The following is an 18,220-nucleotide window of genomic DNA, read 5'->3' as shown; positions in this document are numbered from 1 at the left end:
AGTTTGTCCCCACATTGTCCCCACTTATAATCTGAAATGTGTATTGTGGAGATGTTAGATGCTATAGCAATATCGTCAACTAATTCGTCATGTTGTTTACTTGCATCGTAAGAGAAGGAAAAGGATGGATAAGAATTATTGGGTAACTGCTCTTGGGCTAGCGTTCTTTGGTGTAGTGTTTTTTTTCGCTGGGGTATTGTGGGATGGATACGATATTATTTTAGTAATGATGGCGTTAGGTTCTTCAGGAGTATATGCGAGTTGGGTTTCTGCATTTGCTACTGTTGCAATAGCAATACTAACAGTTGTGTTGGCGAAGGAGACTTGGGCATTACGAAAAGCGCAGAATAAGCAAGTTGATTCATTGCGGAAAGAAACACTTAGACCACAAGTTAGTGTTACGCTAGAACCTAGTCCAATTTCATCAGCCTTTATGATGGTAGTTGTTAGAAATAGAGGGCGGGGAGTTGCGAAAGATATTTCTTTTGTTATGAGAAATGAGCAGGGTGAGTTGATCGATGCAGCAGTAAATGATGTTGTTGATGCTCTTATGAAAATAAATATTTTTTCGAAAGGGATACGAGCCTTTGGCATTGAGCAGGAGTTTAAAAGTTTTCTTTTTAGCTTTAGAGAGCTTTCTTCAAGTGTATATGATGAAGTTGTATTTATCGAGATTGACTATTTTGATGTTGAAGGAACTCAGTATGCTGATGTTGTAACAATTGATCTGTCAGAATTTAAAGGCTTGCGTACTATTGGTGGAGGAGATCCGTTATATACGCTTGCTGATGAGGTAAAAAAACTTAGAACAAGAATCGAAAAAGTGACATCTGGAAACTATGTGCGGTTAAATGTGAATACCTTCTCTTCATTAGATCGTGATCAGGAAAAAATGGAAGAGAGAAGAGTCTTAGAAGAGTATGAGGCTGAGCATGCAAAAAATTGATGCTGGATAACGGTAAGATATGAAAAAAAGAAAATCGATTCCAAATGATATCGCTGCAGAAGTTTTGTATATGGCTGATAGGACGTGCTGTGTTTGTCAAGAGTTAGGTAAATATGTTCAGATTCATCATATAGATGAGAATCCAGAAAACAACTCGTTAGATAATTTAGTTCCATTGTGTTTGCATTGCCATAACCAGACACAAATAAAGGGGGGATTTGGTCGGCATTTAGGGGCAACATTAGTTCGTAAGTATAGAGACGAATGGCTGCAGATAGTTAAACGGCGGAGAGATAAGGCTGTTGAGATAGCGCTAGAATACAAAATATCTAAAGAGAGAGGTTCCAAGGTTTATAAGTCAGCATCATGTTCACGAAAGTTAGAGCCATCGCTAAGTTATATAAATTCACTTCCGGAATTCAAACGTGAACTTACAGCGCTTGCAAAGCCTGAATGGGATTCTGGAGTAACTGCAAGAATGGTTGAGGCAAACTATGCTTATAAGGATGCGCTGGTAGCAGTATTAATCTTTTTATCAAATTCTTATTCTCCAGATCAATTTGGTGGTCAGACTGCAGAAGAGTTTTTTTCAGACGTGATTACGACACGTTATCGATGGCATCGTGCTGTTGCAGAACCTCAAGGAGGGGGGACTGGTGGGACGATAATGAATGTCCTTTGTACAGGGGCTGTATTGGAAGATGTTATTAAGATGGTTGAGGATATGGTTATGGCTCTTGTTCAGTATGACGATTCATTTGACTGGAAAGGATGGCCGGAGGCGTGGCGTAATGCTTAATCTTAAAAGATAATGAATAGTAAAAAAGTTGTTGTCCATAATCATTAGAAAACAAGAAGTTATTTATGCCTAAACGCGTTATGCAGCACCACCTAGAAGATCTTTCAAGACATAAGTATGGAATACTATTACCTAAAGAATGGGTAAGTCGTGATAAAGATAAAGATTATGGAGTTGACGTTGAAGTTGAGGTTTTTGATGTTGATGGTAGTCCTTCTGGGTTAGTTTATTGGGTTCAACTTAAGGCCACGAGCTCCACAAAGGCATACACGATTAAAAATTTTAATCTAAAAATTGAAACATTAGAGTACTATAGAAGGTTAGATATCCCTGTTTTGATTGTCAGATATTCATCTGTTCAGGATAAATTTTATTATAAATGGGCACATGAAATAGATCTGTATGGCGCAAAAGAGGGGGCTAAAACTGTCTTAATAAAATTCGTTGATTCGGATTGTTGGGAGAAAGAGAAAACTCCTCGGCTTATTCAGGAACAGCTAAAAAAGATTAAGATGATACGAAACGGAGCAATTAATTTTCCTGTTAAATGTAATTTGGTCGTTAATGGAAGTCACGTTTGTGGTGTGGAGTCCGGCCTTCTTTTGGCAAAGTTACGCAAAGAAATGCGTCAAGAATACAGCAAACATGTTCGAGTGCTGTTGGCGAAAGAAGATGCGATCGTTAATATTCAGATTTCACCTGAGGAATTAAGTATAGATCTTGGAGGCGTGTATCATTGTGTATTTCATAATGTAGCGTCAATGGAACAAGATTCACTAGCTGCTGAGTTGGCAAAAGATATTATGTTGGGACTAGCTGCCATTATTGCTCAGATGGGTAATAATGATTTTTCTGCAAAGGTAGCTTTTGCTGATGGCGTTGGTGCAAAACTAGTGAATAAACCAGATTTGTTAGTCCACATTTTCCCACAGCTGCTTAACTCAAACGAGTTTGAGAAGGCTATTGAGATTGCTAAGTTAGCTATTGAGAAGGGCGTCTCAGAACATATTGAAGGTGCTGTGCTTATAGCCATTTTGCATTCTTTAGATAGAACGGATGATAAAAAGGCAGCCGCTATCGAAGCTTATTTACTTCATTGTGTTGAACGGAACGAAAAAATCCATGATGAAATGTACGGACATTCTTTGTACAACCTTGGAAATTTTTATCGAAGCATTAGTAAAAATCGTAAAGCTATTCAATGTTATTTAAGGGCTCGGAAACATCAACCTGCATACTATCAGCAAGCATATTTTTTCAGTGAACTTGGTGGGCTGTTGTTTGATATTGGGAAATATAATCATGCTGCAGCGTACTATAAAAAGTCGTTAGATATTGAAGAAAGAGAGGGCATTCTTCCTTTGTATGCGGATTCTTTGATGCTAGCAGGGAATTATCAATTATCTTGTAAAATTTTTTCCAAATTTTTAGATGAGTCACATGACGAGCATGCTGAATGGCGTCTTAAGTTCTTTTGTTTAAGTATGTTGCTTGAAAAGTTTGATCTGAAATTACAAGCGCGTGAGCGGAAAGCTGCCATTAAGATGGCGGACATATCTGAATGTAAAACACAAGAAGACGCTGAAGCTCGAATTAATGAGTCACTGCGATTAGATCTTTTGTGTCCTTTAGCATGGTATAATTTAGGGATAAAGTTTCATAAAGAGGGAATGAATGCAGATGCCGCATACGCATTTATTGTTTGTTCTCTTGTAAATAGAAATGATCTTGAAGCATGGGTAAATGCAACTTCATGTTGTTTTGACGCAGAAGTTCCATTGTGGGTTTTGGTATTTACAGTAAAAGTGGCATATTTTTATGGAAAGGATGACTATGTTGACTTGGCTTATAGCATGTGTGAGCAGCACGGTAAGAATGTTGCCCCATTTGCTAAAGTGATAGAGACAATTATTGGAGAGATCAAAGAGGCTAATTCAAAACTGGCAATTCGTTTCCCGAATGAGGATGGAAAAATGATCAACATTCTAGATAGGGAGGCTAGCTAGCGCGTTCTGTTTGTACGTTTTTAGACAAATCTGATTTAGACTACAAGAATCTTGCATTAGACTTGCTTCATATATAACCACTTATGAAAAAGGTGGTTATAGCATGTTCAAAGAAAGAGATAAATTCACACAATATCTTGAGGACATAGTTCAAGATTTTAATTTGAAAAATCTAGGAAAAAAACCTGACTTACCTTGGGGGCAATGTAGTGATGCGTTATGGCGGTTGAATGACCGCGCTAGGGGAGCGTTGCTTGTAGAACATCAGAGAGCAATTTCTCTTTTGGCTACAAACTATTTGCAAGATATGCAGCTAGCCTCCGATGCTTTTGTTTTTGGTTTGAATTTAGATAGCTACTATGAACAGCTCAAAGACAGATTTGATTCGATTTCTGCTTGTTTAACGATTGCGCAGCGTAAAGACCGTAGGGTTTACGACGTTGCTCTTTGTTTAGAAATTTATGTGCTTTCAAGAGAGATTATAGAAGATCAAGGCAGAGTTCTTTTACCTAATTTTATTGATAGATTGGTTTGCTTATTGAGTGAGCTAAGTGTCGCAAAGAAGTTGCCGATTCATCCCTTCCCAAGATTTCCAAACAATCTTCCAACGCTAAAAGTAAAACCTCAATCCCGAGGTGGAACAAGTCATTCAATAAAAGACGAAATAATTATTCTTATACGTATGGTTCCAGATTATTCCAAACAGACTGCAAAGGAATGTTGGAGTTATTTGGAAGAAAAATTCGCTGTGATCAAAGAAATGAAAATTGAGAAGTACACTTTTACTTTTTCACATTATAATAATGAATTAATGTACTCTTGGGTTTCTTCTACAACTCGGCTTGAATCAGAAAAAGCCATGAAGTTTAAGACCTTTCAAACATGGTTTTCTAAAGCAAAAAATCCCGAGAACTAACTTGTCGAGATTTTGCCCTCTCTATTCTTCACATAACAACAAACATTATGTGGAGGCTTCATATGGAAAAGCTACAATCAACTGACCTTTCAATTCTTCTCAAAACCCTTCCCCCTGTCATTGCCCGAAAAGACTTGAATGTTTACCTCGGTGGACTAATTAGCAGTGGCTACATGGCAAATCTTGATAGCAAAGGGCTTGGCCCAAAATCCGTAAAAAGTGGTCGACGCGTTGCCTATATACGCGAAGATCTTGTTGCGTGGCTTGAACGTTGGCTTAGCTCGTAGGTGGCTCCGATGCCATTGACGACTGCCAATTCTTCATCTCTAGCCGCTTGTTCTCTTTCTGAATTCCTTTCTCTTGAACTACCCGAAAGACAGTTTTTGTTGGAGCCTGTTCTTCCAGAACAAGGGTTAGCAATTATCTACGCTCCCCGCGGGTTAGGAAAGACCTATGCCGCGTTAAGTATGGCCCTTGCGGTAGCTTCAGGTGGTGAGGTTTATGGCTGGAAAGCTCCTTCTCCCCAGCCTGTTCTCTATATCGATGGTGAAATGCCTGCTTCTACAATGCAGGAACGGCTTTTGGGACTTTCAAATGGTTCAGATAGTGCCTTGCCTTCATCTCATTTTTTTCAGTTAATCACTCCGGATTTGCAGCAAGTTCCAATGCCCAACCTTTCGCATAGTGCTGGGCAGAGATCCGTTGATGAGTTTCTTAACGGTGTTCGCCTTGTTGTTATCGATAATTTGGCGACTCTTTGCCGTAATGGACGGGAAAACGAAGCAGATTCATGGCTTCCTGTGCAGTCTTGGTTACTGGATCTACGCCGTCGTGTTTTGTCTGTTCTTCTCGTGCATCATGCGGGCAAGTCCGGCGATCAACGTGGCACATCTGCAAAGGAGGACATTATGGATACCGTGATCAGTTTACGAAGGCCTCAGGGGTACACGATGCAGGAGGGAGCACGCTTTGAAGTGCATCTAACGAAAGCTCGTGGTGTTGCTGGGGATGGAGTGAAACCTTTCGAAGTACAGCTTCAGCAAGAAGGCGATGCCCTTACATGGACAGTTCGGGAAATCGAAGAGGCAGAACAAGACCAGTTAAGAAGCTTGTTGGCCGAAGGGCTTTCAATTCGAGAGATCGCTGAAGAGATGGGAAAATCTAAATCTGCAATCCACCGGCTTAAGTCAAAATTGTAGGGTGTCCCGCTGTCCCTACCTATAAGAGGCGGGACAGTGGGACAGCCCATAATTTTCGGGACGCACGGTGGGACGGATACGGGACAGCTTCTTCTTATTCGGTGGTGTCACTCTGCTTTTGCAGATGTCATGCGGGACAAGTGGTGGGACAGTTCCGGTAATTCCTTCGTTTTGTTTGTCCCAGTGTGATTTTGTGTGTGGGACACACAGATATTACCCGCAGTTGCCATCAATAGATTGAAATATTGAGTGAGGTTGAAGCTGTATCGGTTGGTAGCAAGCCATGTTTTCGCTTCGCTCAAACGTCTTGCCCTGCGGGGCAATGCTCACGAGGTTCGCATGAAAAAGCAGTTGAACTCCATAAGGAAAAAAGGAGTGGGCGGTCGCCCTAAGTTGTCGCAAGAGGCTGTGCGTTCTCGAACAATTGGAGTTCGAGTTAACGAGTTAGAAATGGACAAATTAATTGCACGGGCAAAGACAATGGGTATGAGTCCCGCTCAATGGCTTCGTCATGCAGCACTAGATCGCAAATTACCTTCGCCGCCAGCTCCGGAAGTGAATAGAGATATGTATGTCGAATTCAGTAGAATCGGTGTGAGTTTGAATCAACTTGCGAGAGCAGCGAATAAGGGGCTGCCTGTGACTCTTCAAAAAGAGCCAGAAATTTTATTGAACTTGTTGCGTCAGGTGCAGCTAGCGATTTTGGGAGTTAGTGATGATAGCGAAAGTAATTAAGGGGAAAGGATTTAGGGGCGCATTAGACTACGCTCTATCTAAGGATAAGGCAGAGTTTTTGGCAACAAATATGGCTGGTAAAACACCACGTCAGTTTGCTTCTGAATTTGGAGTTATACGTAAATTACGCCCAAATCTAGGGAGAGCTGTCGCTCACTCTGTTGTTAGTATTGCCCCTGATGAGAATTTAAATGGGGAGTAATGGAAAGGTGTTGCAGAGTCTTATTTGGAGCATATGGGGTTTTCAAATAGCCAGTACGTTGTCGTTCGGCACAATGACACTGAGCATGATCATATTCACATAATAGCTAACCGTGTGTCGATGGATGGCGCTGTTGTCTCAGAAAGCAATGAAGCGGGCTCCTAAGAAGCAAGAGATTGAGTTCGCGCTTAGAACAGGCACTCTCCCTGTAAAACAGCAGCTTCAGCATGTGCTTGATGAAGCATTGAAGCATACAAAAGAATTTTAGAACTATGCACGAACTTGGCGCATCAAGGTGTCGGCGTGTTGTTAAACAAGGCAAAAACAGGCCGCGTCAGTGGGATAAGCTTTGAATATGATGATGTAGTAATGAAAGGCAGTTCCCTTGGACGTGGCTATTCTTGGAATGGACTTCTAAAACGTGGAGTTTGCTATGAGCAAAACAGATCAAATGAAATCGATGGTGTTGGACAGAGCCAGAGAGTACAACGAGGCGCGCAAGGCGATGACTCCAGAGGAAGAACAGCAGAAGGAAGACATAGAGGGGCTGCTGGAAGTAATAGGCAAATTAGAGCATTACAAGGCCTCAAGCTATGGCGAGACGATGGCTCTCTTGAAGCATTTGCGGACTACGATAAATCAAGCAGCAAACAAAGTGGAAAAATCCGCAGAACAAGTAAAGGACTTTCCCGTTAGTGTGATAGCAAGGGTTACCAGTGATATTACACAAGCAGGAAGAAATGTTGAACAAAGTGCAAAAAGAGCGTCTATGTTGCTTGATGATGTCAGGGACTACGCTTTAGAAGTTCGCAAGAGTACTTTATGGAGTGGTGTTGGGCTAGGGGTGTTAATTGGTATGCTCTTGGTGATAGTTATGCGGATCGTGGTAGCACGTTACTTGGCATGAAAAAAGCCCCTACTTAACAGGTAGGGGCGTTAGATCATCCAAATATTTTGTAGTGGCTTGTAAAGCTTTTTGCATGATTATAAAGTCTTGAAGAAGAGGAATTACAATCAAGCTGTAGTGAATGTTTTGTACTTTTGTACTTGGATAACTCAACAACTTTACTGTTAACATTTACTTCAATCGAGTGGCTTTCAACAAAGACATCAGAGAAAAATTTTTCTAATCCTTTAATTGGAAGTATCTTCTGTTTTTGTTTTTGCATTACTTTTTAACTCTTCTAATTCTTCGGTAATACGGTGTTCGTATAATGTATAGCTGTCGAGGTATACATCAGTTAAGGGGAGTGTTGCATCAGCTCTGTTGACACACGTCCCATCATCCTTTTTTCGATCATACCATTTCTCAAAGAATAACGCGTAAGCTTTAGGAGCAAGACCTACGAACTGCTTGAATGTAAGTTTATAGTCACTTGTAGATTCTTCGGCGTCTTCAATTAATTCGTCGAAAAAGTCTTTTGCGCGGCTTTTGGGGTAAGGTTCTATGTAAACAACTTGTGCAAGCCCAACAGCAAGAATGTGCTTTGCACAATTGTCACATGGGTAAGTGGTAACGTAAATCGTACCATCTCTCAAACCTTTTTTGGACGTTCTGGCTGCGCTTAAAATCGCCTCCATTTCCGCATGGATAGCTCGAGAAAATTCAATAAGGTTTTTTAAACCAGCATCTTCAAGGAGTTCAAAAATATCTTGTTCTTTACATGTTTTTTTTAGCATCCCTTGTTTTTTTAAGTTATTATAAATATTTGAAAGTAAAGATGAAATTTCGACTTTACTTCTGCATTCGCCAAGTTCTTTGCACATAACTTTTTCATAATTTCTTGTATGATCTGTCGTTAATCCTCCTTTGTATGCAGGTACATCATTCCATCCAATAGAAACTAGTTCATTATTACTATCACAAATTGCAGCACCTACTTGTCTAGATAAACATGTAGAGCGAAGGCGAGCTGAAAAAGCTTTAGCCATCATGGTTTCTTCGACTGTTGGACTAATAATTTGTCGTCCAAAAAGAAGATTTAAAAAGCGAGATAAGTCACGAGAGAGATTATTGTGCTGGCTGTTTAAAAATAGATCTGCTTTGTGGAAGATTTCTCGAACTTGTTGGCCATTTTTGATTCCTTCTTTTTGGTCAATTTTGCTTAGAAAGTCATATTCTTTTTTACGCTGATCTTGTTGGCGTTGACCGTTGCTGCATGACCTAAAGTTTTCAAGTTGTTGAGAATGGCTGCCACTTGTTCCAATAAGAAAGAGTATTTTTCCATAGATGGACTCTAACAGCTTTAACTCATCTTTATGTTTTACTGACCTGATAATGTGAGCGATTTTGTCCGGTTTTTGAACAGTAACAGCTCCTTCAGCTGTTTCGTAGCTGTCATTATCTACTTTAAATTCCACGATCTTAGAGATTGCTATTTTGGCAAGATGGTCGAAACCAAAGCGTTCTCTAAGGGTATTCCCCCATCGTTGTAGTTTATATATTTTGCTTGCGGCTTTTGAAGCATTGTGTCCAATGAGGTCTGTTTTTATTTCACCCTCTTCGAAGCCGAGCCTTGTAGCTTCTTCTTCAATTATTGAACTCATAGAGATGGGGTTTACTTCGTAATCGAATTCAGCAGATTTCAATAACTCTTCTAGTTTTCTGGCTGCATCTTTAGCGCCGCCGCCTATGGGTTCGACAAAGGCAAAAACTAATTCACGACTTTTTCGTTGTTCAATCCCTTTGTAGCCAAGGTTTTTCTTATTTTTTTGTATTGTATTTTTTTCAACAAGCGATAGTTGTTTTGCGAACATTAGTTACCCCTCCAAAGTATATCAGTGAGTGATAACTTTCAGTATGATTTTTGTCTATAAAGTCTATAATGATTGTATATTTTCTAAAGCACGTAGTTTAGAACTATCATCTCCATGCATATACCGCAAAGCCATCGCAGGAACCTTCCACCCCATGATATCCATGAGTGAGCGAATATCGATTTGTTTTGCTAGTTCTGTGGCAACAGTGTGCCTGATGCTGTGAAAAGAGATACAGTCTAGACGTGCTCTGTCTTCATTTAATCCAAGTCTGCTTACAGCTGTTCTGAATGGCGACGGTGCTTCTTTGTAGGTTCGCATGTGGGCATTGGTAAAAACTTTTTCAGTTGGCGCGCCTGTAGCAATTGATGCAATAAGCTCACGTAGTGGGGTGCTCATCGGAATAGTTCTGGATTCTGAGTTCTTAGTGTTCTCAAAATTTATTCCGTTGGCGGTTACATTACGCCATTCAAGAGAAAAGGCTTCGCTCGCTCTGCAACCAGTTAGAAACGCGAATAGAGTAATGCGCCATGCTTGAAGGTCAGAGATTTTTAGCTCGTTAAGAATTAATACCTTTTCTTCTGGAGTAATAATTCGCATTCTGCGGTTATTGGTGGGAGCGGTCGCTCCCACTTTTTTTCCAGAGGGCGGTGGAGAATCTGTAATTCCACGATCATGGGCATGACGAAGCACTCTTCGCAGTGTTCCGGAGATATACTCAACAGAGCGTTCAGAAAGTTTCTGAGAAGTCAGGCGGCTAACAAGAGAATCCCAGTGATGCATTGAAATATCGCAGAGAGAAGTCTTTCCCAACAATGGAGAGAGATGATTTCTGTAATGGCTTTCTTCCTTGTGCCATGACTTTTTTTTAGTTCTCTGAGCGTGGGCAAGGTAGGCAGAAGACCAGTATTCATCTAGTGTGATTCGTTTAGCTTTCTTTTGTTGCTGTTTCTGTTCTGCTGCTTGGCGTTTGTCTTTGAGGGTCGTGTGCCCTTCGCCAGTCGTAGCAGCTTCTTTAAGTTTTGAAAGTTGCGCAAAGGCTTTGTCTATTGTCTAGCCTTCAGAAGCCCATCCAAGAGCGGCCTCGCGTCTTTTCCCGTCCTTTTGGTAGCAAATCGCAAAATACCGATCTTTTTTTACCCCATGCTTGCGTGTTGGGTGCTCTCTGTACCGAATGCCTCTAATTGAGGTCGAGTTCCATTTGAATTTTGCCATAAGCTCTCCATTATTGTCCCCATTTTGTAGCTGAAATAGTGGGGATACAGGTTATGAACTGTGAAAAGCTTAATATGAAAAACTCTTTTAAGTCAAATGGTTGAATTTCATTTGTGAGGATCTGTGAAGGTTCGTACAGCGACTTAAAATCTCTCGTCCGCAAGGACGTGCCGGTTCAAGTCCGGCCCCGGGTACCAGAAATAAAAAAGCGCTTACGACGATTTTTAAATTGTTGTGAGCGCTTTTTTTTGCCTATGGCTAGGGGGCTAGTTGAAGAATAGTATGATAATCTTGATTGCTTTGAGATTGTAATCGCAAAACGTAGGCTATCCCAACATTGTGTTCATCAAAAAAAAACAGGCACCGGAATTTTCCGGTGCCTGTTTTTTTGCGCTAACAATACGATTCTTAGGTGAGACAGATACTATTGTTTTTTAGTAGTAGTCTCTGTTGCGGTTGCAGCTTCTGCTGCTTTCATTTTTTCACGAGTTTCCTCGATGTAGCCTTTAACTTTGTCAGACTGTTTCCATTCTGCATACATGGTGAGCCAGTTGCCAAAGTCGAGGAATTGTTGATCGAGCTGTGATTCGTGTCCTTCTACCCACATGCTGAACAAGTGCAGTTCAAACTGGAAGGTTGTGCTGTTGAAAACACGCTCTGCCATGCCTGCTTTCATGCTGCTACCGTCAAGTTCGTTTGAAACGTGAACAACAACTGCTTCACGGGAGGTTTCCGGAGTGATTTCCTTGTTGTTAAGTGCGTCAGCAAGTGAATGAAGATGCGGCCAGTTTTCGCGAATACGCATATCTGCTTTTTCGGGAATACGTATGAAAAGCTTCTCTCCTTCCTCTTCGCTGATGAAGTAGAAGCGTAGCCAGTTCTCAAAAATAAGAACTTCGCTGATAGATTTAACTGCCTTAGAAAATTCTGTAACCGCCATGTGGCACTCCTTATCTCTATTTCTCCCCTGTGTGGGTACAACTAACTATGGTCATTAGATGACTATCCGTCAAGTGAGTTTTTTCACAAACGACATCTAGGAGTATAAATGACACAGGACATGGTGGTCTTTTTCCACTTCAAGCCAGTTGGGAGTTACCTCTTTGCAAACTTGCATGGCTTTAGAACAACGGGGATGAAAAGGACAACCTTGCGGCGGTGTTAACGGGCTTGGCAAGTCGCCGTTTTGTGCTTTGGCAGCATGCCGCCTTCCTGGAATCGGGACGGGTACAGCTTGCAAAAGTACTTGGGTGTAAGGGTGCAGCGCATTATCAAATAATTTTTGTGCATCTGTAAGTTCGACAATGCGACCAAGGTACATAACTGCGATTACATCGCTTACATGCCCAACTACTGCCAAGTCGTGCGAGATAAACAGGTACGTCAGCCCGAATGCGGTTTGCAGTTCTTTAAGCAGGTTCAGTACCTGCGCTTGAACAGATACATCCAGCGCAGAAACAGGCTCATCGCATACAATAAAGTCGGGATTTAGCACCAAAGAGCGGGCAATTGCGATACGCTGCCGTTGACCACCGGAAAATTCATGTGGGTAACGTGCGTAATGTTCGGCGCGCATGCCGACGCGTTCTAGCAAGTCCGTTACAGTTTTTTTTCTGTCACTGGATTTGCCGATACGGTGTACATCCAGCGCTTCCTGAATACTTTTCCCAATGTTCTTACGTGGGTTCAGTGACGACACAGGATCTTGGAAAATCATTTGGATGCGCTGGGGCAAAGAACGTATTGTTTCGCTGCTTCCGTGCCATATGGATTCGCCTTCCAGTAAAATATCGCCGGAAGATGGCGGGAGCAGGTGTGCAACAATTTTTGCCAATGTAGATTTACCACAGCCACTTTCCCCAACCAAACCGAGCGTTGTTCCTTTGGCAATGGCAAGGCTGACGTCACGAACGGCTGTTAATTCTCTGGGAGCTGTCGAAAATAAAGGCTGGTCTACGGAAAACCTGCGAGTGATATTTTTAAGTTCTAAGAAGGTGGTAATACTCATTTCTCCGATAAGTTTGTGTGCAATAGTTTCATACTAGCAGAGTGTGCGCCGGTTAGCAAAAACTCGCATGTGTATTCAGCGTTGTAGTCGCAGGTAATAACGCTTTATTGACAAGGAGTTTGAAATGAGCCAATTTCCACCACCGAAGGAATCACTATGGGAAAAAAACGCACAAGAAAACCGCGTCCACCGTTACCGGCTCCTAGCTGGTCGATGATGCTGTATGCAAAGATTGAGAAGAAATATATCGGCATGTTTCGCTTTTTATTAGAAGCGCAGGACAACCTCGGATACGCATCTGTGGTTGATAATTACGACTGTGTGCTGAAAATTACGTTTTCACCGCATCAGGAACGTGAAATTCGAAGCTTTCTCAAAGGAATGCAGCAAACTATTCCGTTTGAAATTATGGAACGTCCGGTGGAATAATTTTCTGCTTTGCAAAATTACAGCATGCGCTCTGTCTGCGGTACATATAATAGAATGAAAAAACGGCTGTCCTTATAAAGGACAGCCGTTTTTGTGTATTGCTGTTATAACAACGTTAAATCCCAGTTGAATGGGGAGGTGCGTTTTGCTTCCGGTACTGCTGCTGGTGGTTTTTCCATCAGTTTAACAAACATGGTGTACCCAGCCTGAAGAAGCTGCTGTTTGTTCTTTTCAATGTCCATTGGCCACCCCGGGTAAATCCATGAGTTTTGACCATAGCGACGCAGCCAGAAACATTCACCTTTTGGAGAATAGAATGGTTCATTCGGCTTTACGCCTTCCAGAGGGAAGCGGGAGATGCCCATAGGCCAGTAGCCGTACAGAACAATACCGAGTGGTAGACAGCTCTGTTTAGGCAGTTCCATAATATCTTCCTGAGACAGCTCAGGAGAAACTATCGCGCCCTTGAAGCCCATCTTTTTTAATGCTGCGATGGCAGCAGGGTTGGACGGGTTACAGAACGGGCCTGCGATAAGGTCGATATTGCGAGCACCTTCAAAAAAGGCAGCTTGCCAAGGAGAGCCGAGAACAAAGTGGCGAGCACCCTGACGCAGTGCCTGCTTAATCATAGAGCGCCATTTGTTTTCTTCGTTTGGCCAGATTACTGGTGGAAGCCACCATGACATACGACCAAAGAGAGTACGCCCTACAGTTTTCAACGAACGCTGACCGAGCCAGATTCCGTTAGCAGTGTCGGTAAATTTACCAGCTTTGCCCTGTTTGCCGTGCGGCAGGTGGTCACGCATCAAAATTGTCATGGAGCGTGGACGCTTACCCTTTGCAGGGTAGATGACGTTTGCTTCAATAGAAGCACTTTTTCTGCCTTTGCAACGGGAAAGCTTGCCTTCCCATTCTCGCAGAATTTTGATCATTTCCTGCTCACGACGGTCAATCAAGAAGACAGGCGTGCCGCTTTTCGGGCGTTTACCGGCAGGAGCACGCAGCACAAAGGTTCCGTTCTTTGGTACAGGATGCGGAACTCGGTCGGTAAAGTGCCACTGTTCATCTTCGTACCCGATTCGTAGATAATCCGCCTTAAGCAGTTCAAAGCGTGGCTTGAAGAAATATTTAGGGTAGGTGCGTTCACCTTTTTTCGCTTTTTTCGGCGGTTCAACGGTGATTTTACCCACAAGACGACCAGAGCTGGTCTGTTCACCCGGATTAACAGGAGAACGACGTTTTTGCGGCAGGAATGTGCTGTGTGTGGAAGGGCGTCCGAGTGCCTGTTCCAAAATTTGCTCAGCCTGCTTGCGTGCTTTCGGGTCGTTAGGATGGTCGCGTAATAATTTGTATGCGGTGGTTACGTAGTAAACGTAATGCGGTCCTTTTTTACGCCCTTCGATCTTCCATGATTTGAGATTTTCAATAGGAAGAAGCGTCTTTGCCAGAACATCCAACGATAAATCCTGACAGGAGAAGAAGCGACCTTTACGCGCTTTCTGTTGGTACACGCGACGACAAGGCTGAACGCAGCGCCCACGCAGTCCAGATTTACCACCCATGTAGCTTGACCAGTAACAGCGACCGGAAACACAGTAGCAAAGTGCACCGTGTACAAACATTTCGAGTGTCATGTCTTCAGGGCATGCATCACTGCACTGGCGGACTTCATCAATATCTAATTCACGCGGAAGAATAATACGATCTACGCCCATGTCCTGCGCGACTTTGAACGCTGCGGGATGGGTTACGTTTGCCAATGTGGACAGATGCAGTTCGCCCGTAAATCCAACTTGCTTTGCAACTTCAACCATACCGAGATCCTGCATGATGAGCGCATCAGGGCCTACATCGCGCTGAAGTCTGCCGATAAGACGTGCTGCGGAGTCAGGATCACCCGGCTTAACAAGAGTGTTCATTGCTACATAGACTTTGCGGTCTTCCTTGTGGGCAAGTTCTACCATCTTGGATAATTCAGTAGAGGAGAAGTTGTCCGCCGCCATACGAGCGGAGAAGTGCTTTAAGCCAAGGTATACAGCGTCTGCACCGGCAGCAATTGCTGCAAGAAATGCATTCTTATCACCGGCAGGTGCCAAAATTTCAGGTTTATTTTCCATAATATATATCTCTTATGATTCCGCCGCACCTAGGTGGTTTAAGCAACTGCCGTACAATTGCTTGAAAAAAATTTGCTGGCGGAAATAATTTTCGTCGTAGTCTGCGGTGTAGCTCATACCTATTGAATTAGTGGTTGGCAACTCTAATACTCGTCTCGTGGAAACTCTTTTGCACCGCCATGCTATCATTAGAATACGAAAGAACATAAGAGCAGGAAGAGAAAAGGGAAAGATGGCTGGTTTAACTGTCTTTTTTTTCTGTATTTTTAATTTGTACGGTTTGGCTTGAGTTACCTACAGGCAGCGCTATTTGGTATTTGCATATGATACGCTAACAATGTTTTTGGGTATGGTGTCAAAGCAGCAGTGTGTGCGTATGATTTTTTCTACTGCATTTGTATGGTTAATAAATCTATGAATAAAATTATCTAAGCAGGATAATTATGATACGTTCTTAAAATGAGCAGTCTTAAATAGTCAATTCTGCGCAAAGTATTGATTGCGAGCTAAGAAGAAAGAACGTACACGTATACAGCCCGACGTACGGGTAATACTTTATTATCAGGATTTGCATGCTTTGGGCAGAGGTAACTGCTTAAAAAAAATGCAATAAGGTTACAGGAATTATGCATCAGGAACAATGCACTACACTTACAGTCCTTGATACTGTCCCGTTTGGATCAGTATCCGGCGAAAGCCTTTTTTTCGCCCTACGCATTGAGCGCCCGGATTGGGCAGACTGGCAGCCAGGCCAATTTGTGATGCTTCGCCCGGAAGGGTGGGCGCTTGATATGATGTGGGCGCGTCCCTTTTCAATTTGTCGCGTAAGCAAACGCGATCTGGTAATCTTTTTTCAGGTTGTAGGGCGTGGAACAAAGCGTCTTGCACAGTTAAAAGCAGGGGATAAAGTTGTGGTATGGGGACCTCTTGGTACTCCATTTGCCGTAGAAGAAAAAACTTCTACGTTGCTGCTGGCTGGCGGTATTGGTATTGCGCCGCTTGTTGCATACGCACAAAAGCATCCACAGCCGTGGAACCTGCACATGGAGTTCGGGCACAGAATGCCTTTGAACTGCTACCCGTTCGAATCTATGAATGAACGTATTACCGCAGCAAGCCATCTTGAGCGTGGTCCTGATGACTTGGCTCATTTTCTTGATTTGGTGGAAACCAGTATTAAGGAATATGCAGAGAGCGATGGTCTTGTACTTGCTTGTGGTCCTACGCCGTTTTTACGTGCGATTCAGGGCTTTGCGGCTAAACATAACGCCCGTTGTCAGCTTTCTTTAGAAAACCGCATGGCGTGCGGTGTTGGTGCATGTTTGGGTTGTGTAACCAAAACCACCGATAAAATGACAGCAAAAGGTGTGGCAGCTGGTCGCGCACAGGCATGCGAACATGGTCCTGTGTTCTGGTCGGATCAAATTATTCTGGACGAAGAGTAAGGAGGCTTAAATGACGATGAACGTAGCGCTTCCCGGCTCTAGCGGTTTACAGTTTAAAAACCCTATTCTTACTGCATCCGGTACATTTGGATACGGTGTTGAGTTCGCACCCTACGGCGACCTTACAACCCTTGGCGGTATTGTTGTAAAAGGGCTTTCCCTTCAGCCGCGTGCTGGCAATCCAATGCCGCGTATTGCGGAAACCCCGTGCGGTATGCTGAATGCTGTTGGTTTGCAGAACTCCGGTGTGGAAACTTTTATCAAAGAAAAGCTTCCAAAACTTCCTACAGAAGAACTTCCGGTTATTGCAAACATCTACGCATGCGACCCTGCTGAGTTTGGCGAGTTAACAGGCGTACTTGCAGCCGAAGAAGGTATTGCAGCGATTGAAGTGAATATTTCCTGCCCTAACGTGCAGGAAGGTGGCATTCTTTTCGGGCAAGATCCGTTGCTGGCAGCGAGTGTTACAAGTGCTGTAAAGAAAGCTGCTGGAACCAAGCCTGTTATCATCAAGCTTAGCCCGAATGTTACCGACATCACAACCATTGCGAAAGCAGTAGAAGATGCTGGTGCAGATGTAATATCTTGTATCAACACTCTTTCCGGAATGGGCGTTGATATCCGTTCCCGTAAGCCTCTTCTCGCAAATGTGATCGGCGGGCTTTCCGGTCCTGCAATTAAACCAGTTGCATTGCGCTGTACTCATCAGGTGTGCAAAGCTGTTTCTATTCCGGTTATCGGCATGGGCGGCATTGCTTCTGCTGAAGATGTGCTTGAGTTTATCCTTGTTGGCGCACATGCAGTACAGGTTGGCACAGCAAACTTCCTCCGCCCTGACTTTTCATTCCGTCTTGTAAACGAACTTGAAAAGCTGATGGAAGAAATGAATATTACTGATCTTGAAGAATTTAGAGGTTCACTGAAGCTCTAACAATCAGTTTGTGCTTTTGTTGCAGCCAAAGTAAAAAAGTATGTCGATGCAGCTGCGCGCAGCATCTACTTTTCGAAATTGAATAAAAAACGAGGCAGAACGCATGTTTTGCCTCGTTTTTTATTAGATGTCTTTTAACTACGCACATGGTGGCGCTGGTGGAAAAAGAAGGTCTTCGACGGCGCATACCAAATGCACACATGCTGATGATGCTTAAAAAGGTCTTCGACGACGCTGCCGCGGGCTTCAAGAGGTCTCCGACGGCGCTGCCGCGAGCTTTAAGAACCTTTCTCGAAGAAAGGTCTCAACGTCTCGCTACCATGTGCCTTCGGCGACCAAATTACAATCTACAGAAAGAAGGTTCTCTGGACTCTCCCAGAACTTTTACCCGCGAGGTCAGCACGTTTCTTACACTGCCTCGCGGCTTACGCACCACTACCTTACCCAATAACATCGACAAGCAAAAAATCAAGTTCCCCCAGTTACGTCGAAAAGAACTAACCCTCTTCGTCCTC

20 protein-coding genes are annotated in these 18,220 nt (G+C 43.1%); 14 read left to right on the top strand and 6 right to left on the bottom strand.

Features of this window, described 5'->3' with window-relative positions; genetic code table 11:
* Positions 1-124 precede the first annotated feature (124 nt).
* The 11 genes from N4A56_RS13735 (at position 125) to N4A56_RS13690 (ending at position 7,710) form a co-directional block, all read left to right on the top strand.
* Positions 125-946, top strand: a complete 822-nt coding sequence (locus N4A56_RS13735) for a hypothetical protein (RefSeq protein ID WP_295548176.1) — start codon at positions 125-127, stop codon at positions 944-946.
* 19 nt (positions 947-965) lie between these two features.
* Positions 966-1,745: an HNH endonuclease signature motif containing protein gene (locus tag N4A56_RS13730; protein WP_295548173.1), complete on the top strand. Its 780-nt coding sequence runs from the start codon at positions 966-968 to the stop codon at positions 1,743-1,745.
* A gap of 65 nt (positions 1,746-1,810) precedes the next feature.
* A complete protein-coding gene (locus N4A56_RS13725; protein ID WP_295548171.1) occupies positions 1,811-3,751 on the top strand; it encodes a DUF4365 domain-containing protein in 1,941 nt (646 codons plus the stop codon).
* 103 nt (positions 3,752-3,854) lie between these two features.
* Positions 3,855-4,667 (top strand): hypothetical protein, encoded by an 813-nt coding sequence (locus tag N4A56_RS13720; protein WP_295548170.1) that lies wholly within the window; start codon positions 3,855-3,857, stop codon positions 4,665-4,667.
* Positions 4,668-4,729: 62 nt separating this feature from the next.
* On the top strand, positions 4,730-4,954 hold the full coding sequence (locus N4A56_RS13715; protein ID WP_295548169.1) for a hypothetical protein: 225 nt from the start codon (positions 4,730-4,732) through the stop codon (positions 4,952-4,954).
* A 9-nt stretch (positions 4,955-4,963) separates the two neighbouring features.
* Positions 4,964-5,866 carry an AAA family ATPase gene (locus N4A56_RS13710; RefSeq protein WP_295548168.1) on the top strand — a complete coding sequence of 301 codons (903 nt, stop codon included), beginning with the start codon at positions 4,964-4,966 and terminating at the stop codon, positions 5,864-5,866.
* A 339-nt stretch (positions 5,867-6,205) separates the two neighbouring features.
* Positions 6,206-6,601 carry a hypothetical protein gene (locus N4A56_RS13705; RefSeq protein ID WP_295548165.1) on the top strand — a complete coding sequence of 132 codons (396 nt, stop codon included), beginning with the start codon at positions 6,206-6,208 and terminating at the stop codon, positions 6,599-6,601.
* Complete coding sequence (locus N4A56_RS13700) at positions 6,582-6,803, top strand: hypothetical protein (protein WP_295548163.1); 222 nt, start codon at positions 6,582-6,584, stop codon at positions 6,801-6,803. Before N4A56_RS13705 ends, N4A56_RS13700 begins: the two co-directional genes overlap by 20 nt.
* A 33-nt stretch (positions 6,804-6,836) precedes the next feature.
* Positions 6,837-6,968, top strand: a complete 132-nt coding sequence (locus N4A56_RS14930; RefSeq protein ID WP_366519929.1) for a relaxase/mobilization nuclease domain-containing protein — start codon at positions 6,837-6,839, stop codon at positions 6,966-6,968.
* Positions 6,937-7,071, top strand: a complete 135-nt coding sequence (locus tag N4A56_RS13695) for a hypothetical protein (RefSeq protein WP_295548161.1) — start codon at positions 6,937-6,939, stop codon at positions 7,069-7,071. Before N4A56_RS14930 ends, N4A56_RS13695 begins: the two co-directional genes overlap by 32 nt.
* 165 nt (positions 7,072-7,236) lie before the next feature.
* Positions 7,237-7,710 carry a hypothetical protein gene (locus N4A56_RS13690; protein WP_295548160.1) on the top strand — a complete coding sequence of 158 codons (474 nt, stop codon included), beginning with the start codon at positions 7,237-7,239 and terminating at the stop codon, positions 7,708-7,710.
* Positions 7,711-7,937: 227 nt separating this feature from the next.
* On the opposite strand, the gene N4A56_RS13685 is transcribed toward N4A56_RS13690, so the two are convergent.
* The 5 genes from N4A56_RS13685 to N4A56_RS13665 all read right to left on the bottom strand — a co-directional run bounded on the left by N4A56_RS13685 (position 7,938) and on the right by N4A56_RS13665 (position 12,783).
* Positions 7,938-9,560 (bottom strand): anti-phage dCTP deaminase, encoded by a 1,623-nt coding sequence (locus tag N4A56_RS13685; RefSeq protein WP_295548157.1) that lies wholly within the window; start codon positions 9,558-9,560, stop codon positions 7,938-7,940.
* A 63-nt stretch (positions 9,561-9,623) separates the two neighbouring features.
* Entirely contained in the window at positions 9,624-10,343 is a 720-nt protein-coding gene (locus N4A56_RS13680) for a site-specific integrase (RefSeq protein ID WP_295548155.1), read from the bottom strand.
* A gap of 270 nt (positions 10,344-10,613) precedes the next feature.
* Positions 10,614-10,775: a hypothetical protein gene (locus N4A56_RS13675; RefSeq protein ID WP_295548152.1), complete on the bottom strand. Its 162-nt coding sequence runs from the start codon at positions 10,773-10,775 to the stop codon at positions 10,614-10,616.
* A gap of 424 nt (positions 10,776-11,199) precedes the next feature.
* Complete coding sequence (locus N4A56_RS13670; RefSeq protein ID WP_293669306.1) at positions 11,200-11,715, bottom strand: hypothetical protein; 516 nt, start codon at positions 11,713-11,715, stop codon at positions 11,200-11,202.
* Between the two features lie 96 nt (positions 11,716-11,811).
* On the bottom strand, positions 11,812-12,783 hold the full coding sequence (locus tag N4A56_RS13665) for an oligopeptide/dipeptide ABC transporter ATP-binding protein (RefSeq protein ID WP_295548147.1): 972 nt from the start codon (positions 12,781-12,783) through the stop codon (positions 11,812-11,814).
* 156 nt (positions 12,784-12,939) lie between these two features.
* On the opposite strand from N4A56_RS13665, the gene N4A56_RS13660 reads away from it, so the two are divergent.
* Positions 12,940-13,212 (top strand): DUF4911 domain-containing protein, encoded by a 273-nt coding sequence (locus tag N4A56_RS13660; RefSeq protein WP_295548145.1) that lies wholly within the window; start codon positions 12,940-12,942, stop codon positions 13,210-13,212.
* 104 nt (positions 13,213-13,316) lie between these two features.
* On the opposite strand, the gene N4A56_RS13655 is transcribed toward N4A56_RS13660, so the two are convergent.
* Positions 13,317-15,329, bottom strand: a complete 2,013-nt coding sequence (locus tag N4A56_RS13655) for a U32 family peptidase (RefSeq protein WP_295548143.1) — start codon at positions 15,327-15,329, stop codon at positions 13,317-13,319.
* Positions 15,330-15,955: 626 nt separating this feature from the next.
* Here N4A56_RS13655 and N4A56_RS13650 point away from each other — a divergent pair.
* A complete protein-coding gene (locus N4A56_RS13650) occupies positions 15,956-16,774 on the top strand; it encodes a dihydroorotate dehydrogenase electron transfer subunit (RefSeq protein ID WP_293669312.1) in 819 nt (272 codons plus the stop codon).
* Positions 16,775-16,784: 10 nt separating this feature from the next.
* Positions 16,785-17,705: a dihydroorotate dehydrogenase gene (locus tag N4A56_RS13645; protein WP_295548141.1), complete on the top strand. Its 921-nt coding sequence runs from the start codon at positions 16,785-16,787 to the stop codon at positions 17,703-17,705.
* Positions 17,706-18,220 lie beyond the last annotated feature (515 nt).

This window comes from Halodesulfovibrio sp. (assembly GCF_025210605.1).
In the GTDB taxonomy this organism is placed as follows: domain Bacteria; phylum Desulfobacterota; class Desulfovibrionia; order Desulfovibrionales; family Desulfovibrionaceae; genus Halodesulfovibrio.
Note: the sequence above shows the minus strand (reverse complement) of the source record. Positions and strands in the feature narration are given on the sequence as shown.

Excerpts from the sequence above, each read along its gene's own strand:
- N4A56_RS13705 (WP_295548165.1), top strand. The coding sequence starts at position 6,206 with ATGAAAAAGCAGTTGAACTCCATAAGGAAAAAAGGAGTGGGCGGTCGC.
- N4A56_RS13670 (WP_293669306.1), bottom strand. The coding sequence starts at position 11,715 with ATGGCGGTTACAGAATTTTCTAAGGCAGTTAAATCTATCAGCGAAGTT.
- N4A56_RS13735 (WP_295548176.1), top strand. The coding sequence starts at position 125 with ATGGATAAGAATTATTGGGTAACTGCTCTTGGGCTAGCGTTCTTTGGT.
- N4A56_RS13645 (WP_295548141.1), top strand. The coding sequence starts at position 16,785 with ATGACGATGAACGTAGCGCTTCCCGGCTCTAGCGGTTTACAGTTTAAA.
- N4A56_RS13680 (WP_295548155.1), bottom strand. The coding sequence starts at position 10,343 with ATGCATCACTGGGATTCTCTTGTTAGCCGCCTGACTTCTCAGAAACTT.
- N4A56_RS13730 (WP_295548173.1), top strand. The coding sequence starts at position 966 with ATGAAAAAAAGAAAATCGATTCCAAATGATATCGCTGCAGAAGTTTTG.
- N4A56_RS13690 (WP_295548160.1), top strand. The coding sequence starts at position 7,237 with ATGAGCAAAACAGATCAAATGAAATCGATGGTGTTGGACAGAGCCAGA.
- N4A56_RS13675 (WP_295548152.1), bottom strand. The coding sequence starts at position 10,775 with ATGGCAAAATTCAAATGGAACTCGACCTCAATTAGAGGCATTCGGTAC.
- N4A56_RS14930 (WP_366519929.1), top strand. The coding sequence starts at position 6,837 with ATGGGGTTTTCAAATAGCCAGTACGTTGTCGTTCGGCACAATGACACT.
- N4A56_RS13710 (WP_295548168.1), top strand. The coding sequence starts at position 4,964 with ATGCCATTGACGACTGCCAATTCTTCATCTCTAGCCGCTTGTTCTCTT.
- N4A56_RS13650 (WP_293669312.1), top strand. The coding sequence starts at position 15,956 with ATGCATCAGGAACAATGCACTACACTTACAGTCCTTGATACTGTCCCG.
- N4A56_RS13725 (WP_295548171.1), top strand. The coding sequence starts at position 1,811 with ATGCCTAAACGCGTTATGCAGCACCACCTAGAAGATCTTTCAAGACAT.
- N4A56_RS13660 (WP_295548145.1), top strand. The coding sequence starts at position 12,940 with ATGGGAAAAAAACGCACAAGAAAACCGCGTCCACCGTTACCGGCTCCT.
- N4A56_RS13685 (WP_295548157.1), bottom strand. The coding sequence starts at position 9,560 with ATGTTCGCAAAACAACTATCGCTTGTTGAAAAAAATACAATACAAAAA.
- N4A56_RS13715 (WP_295548169.1), top strand. The coding sequence starts at position 4,730 with ATGGAAAAGCTACAATCAACTGACCTTTCAATTCTTCTCAAAACCCTT.
- N4A56_RS13720 (WP_295548170.1), top strand. The coding sequence starts at position 3,855 with ATGTTCAAAGAAAGAGATAAATTCACACAATATCTTGAGGACATAGTT.
- N4A56_RS13665 (WP_295548147.1), bottom strand. The coding sequence starts at position 12,783 with ATGAGTATTACCACCTTCTTAGAACTTAAAAATATCACTCGCAGGTTT.
- N4A56_RS13655 (WP_295548143.1), bottom strand. The coding sequence starts at position 15,329 with ATGGAAAATAAACCTGAAATTTTGGCACCTGCCGGTGATAAGAATGCA.
- N4A56_RS13700 (WP_295548163.1), top strand. The coding sequence starts at position 6,582 with ATGATAGCGAAAGTAATTAAGGGGAAAGGATTTAGGGGCGCATTAGAC.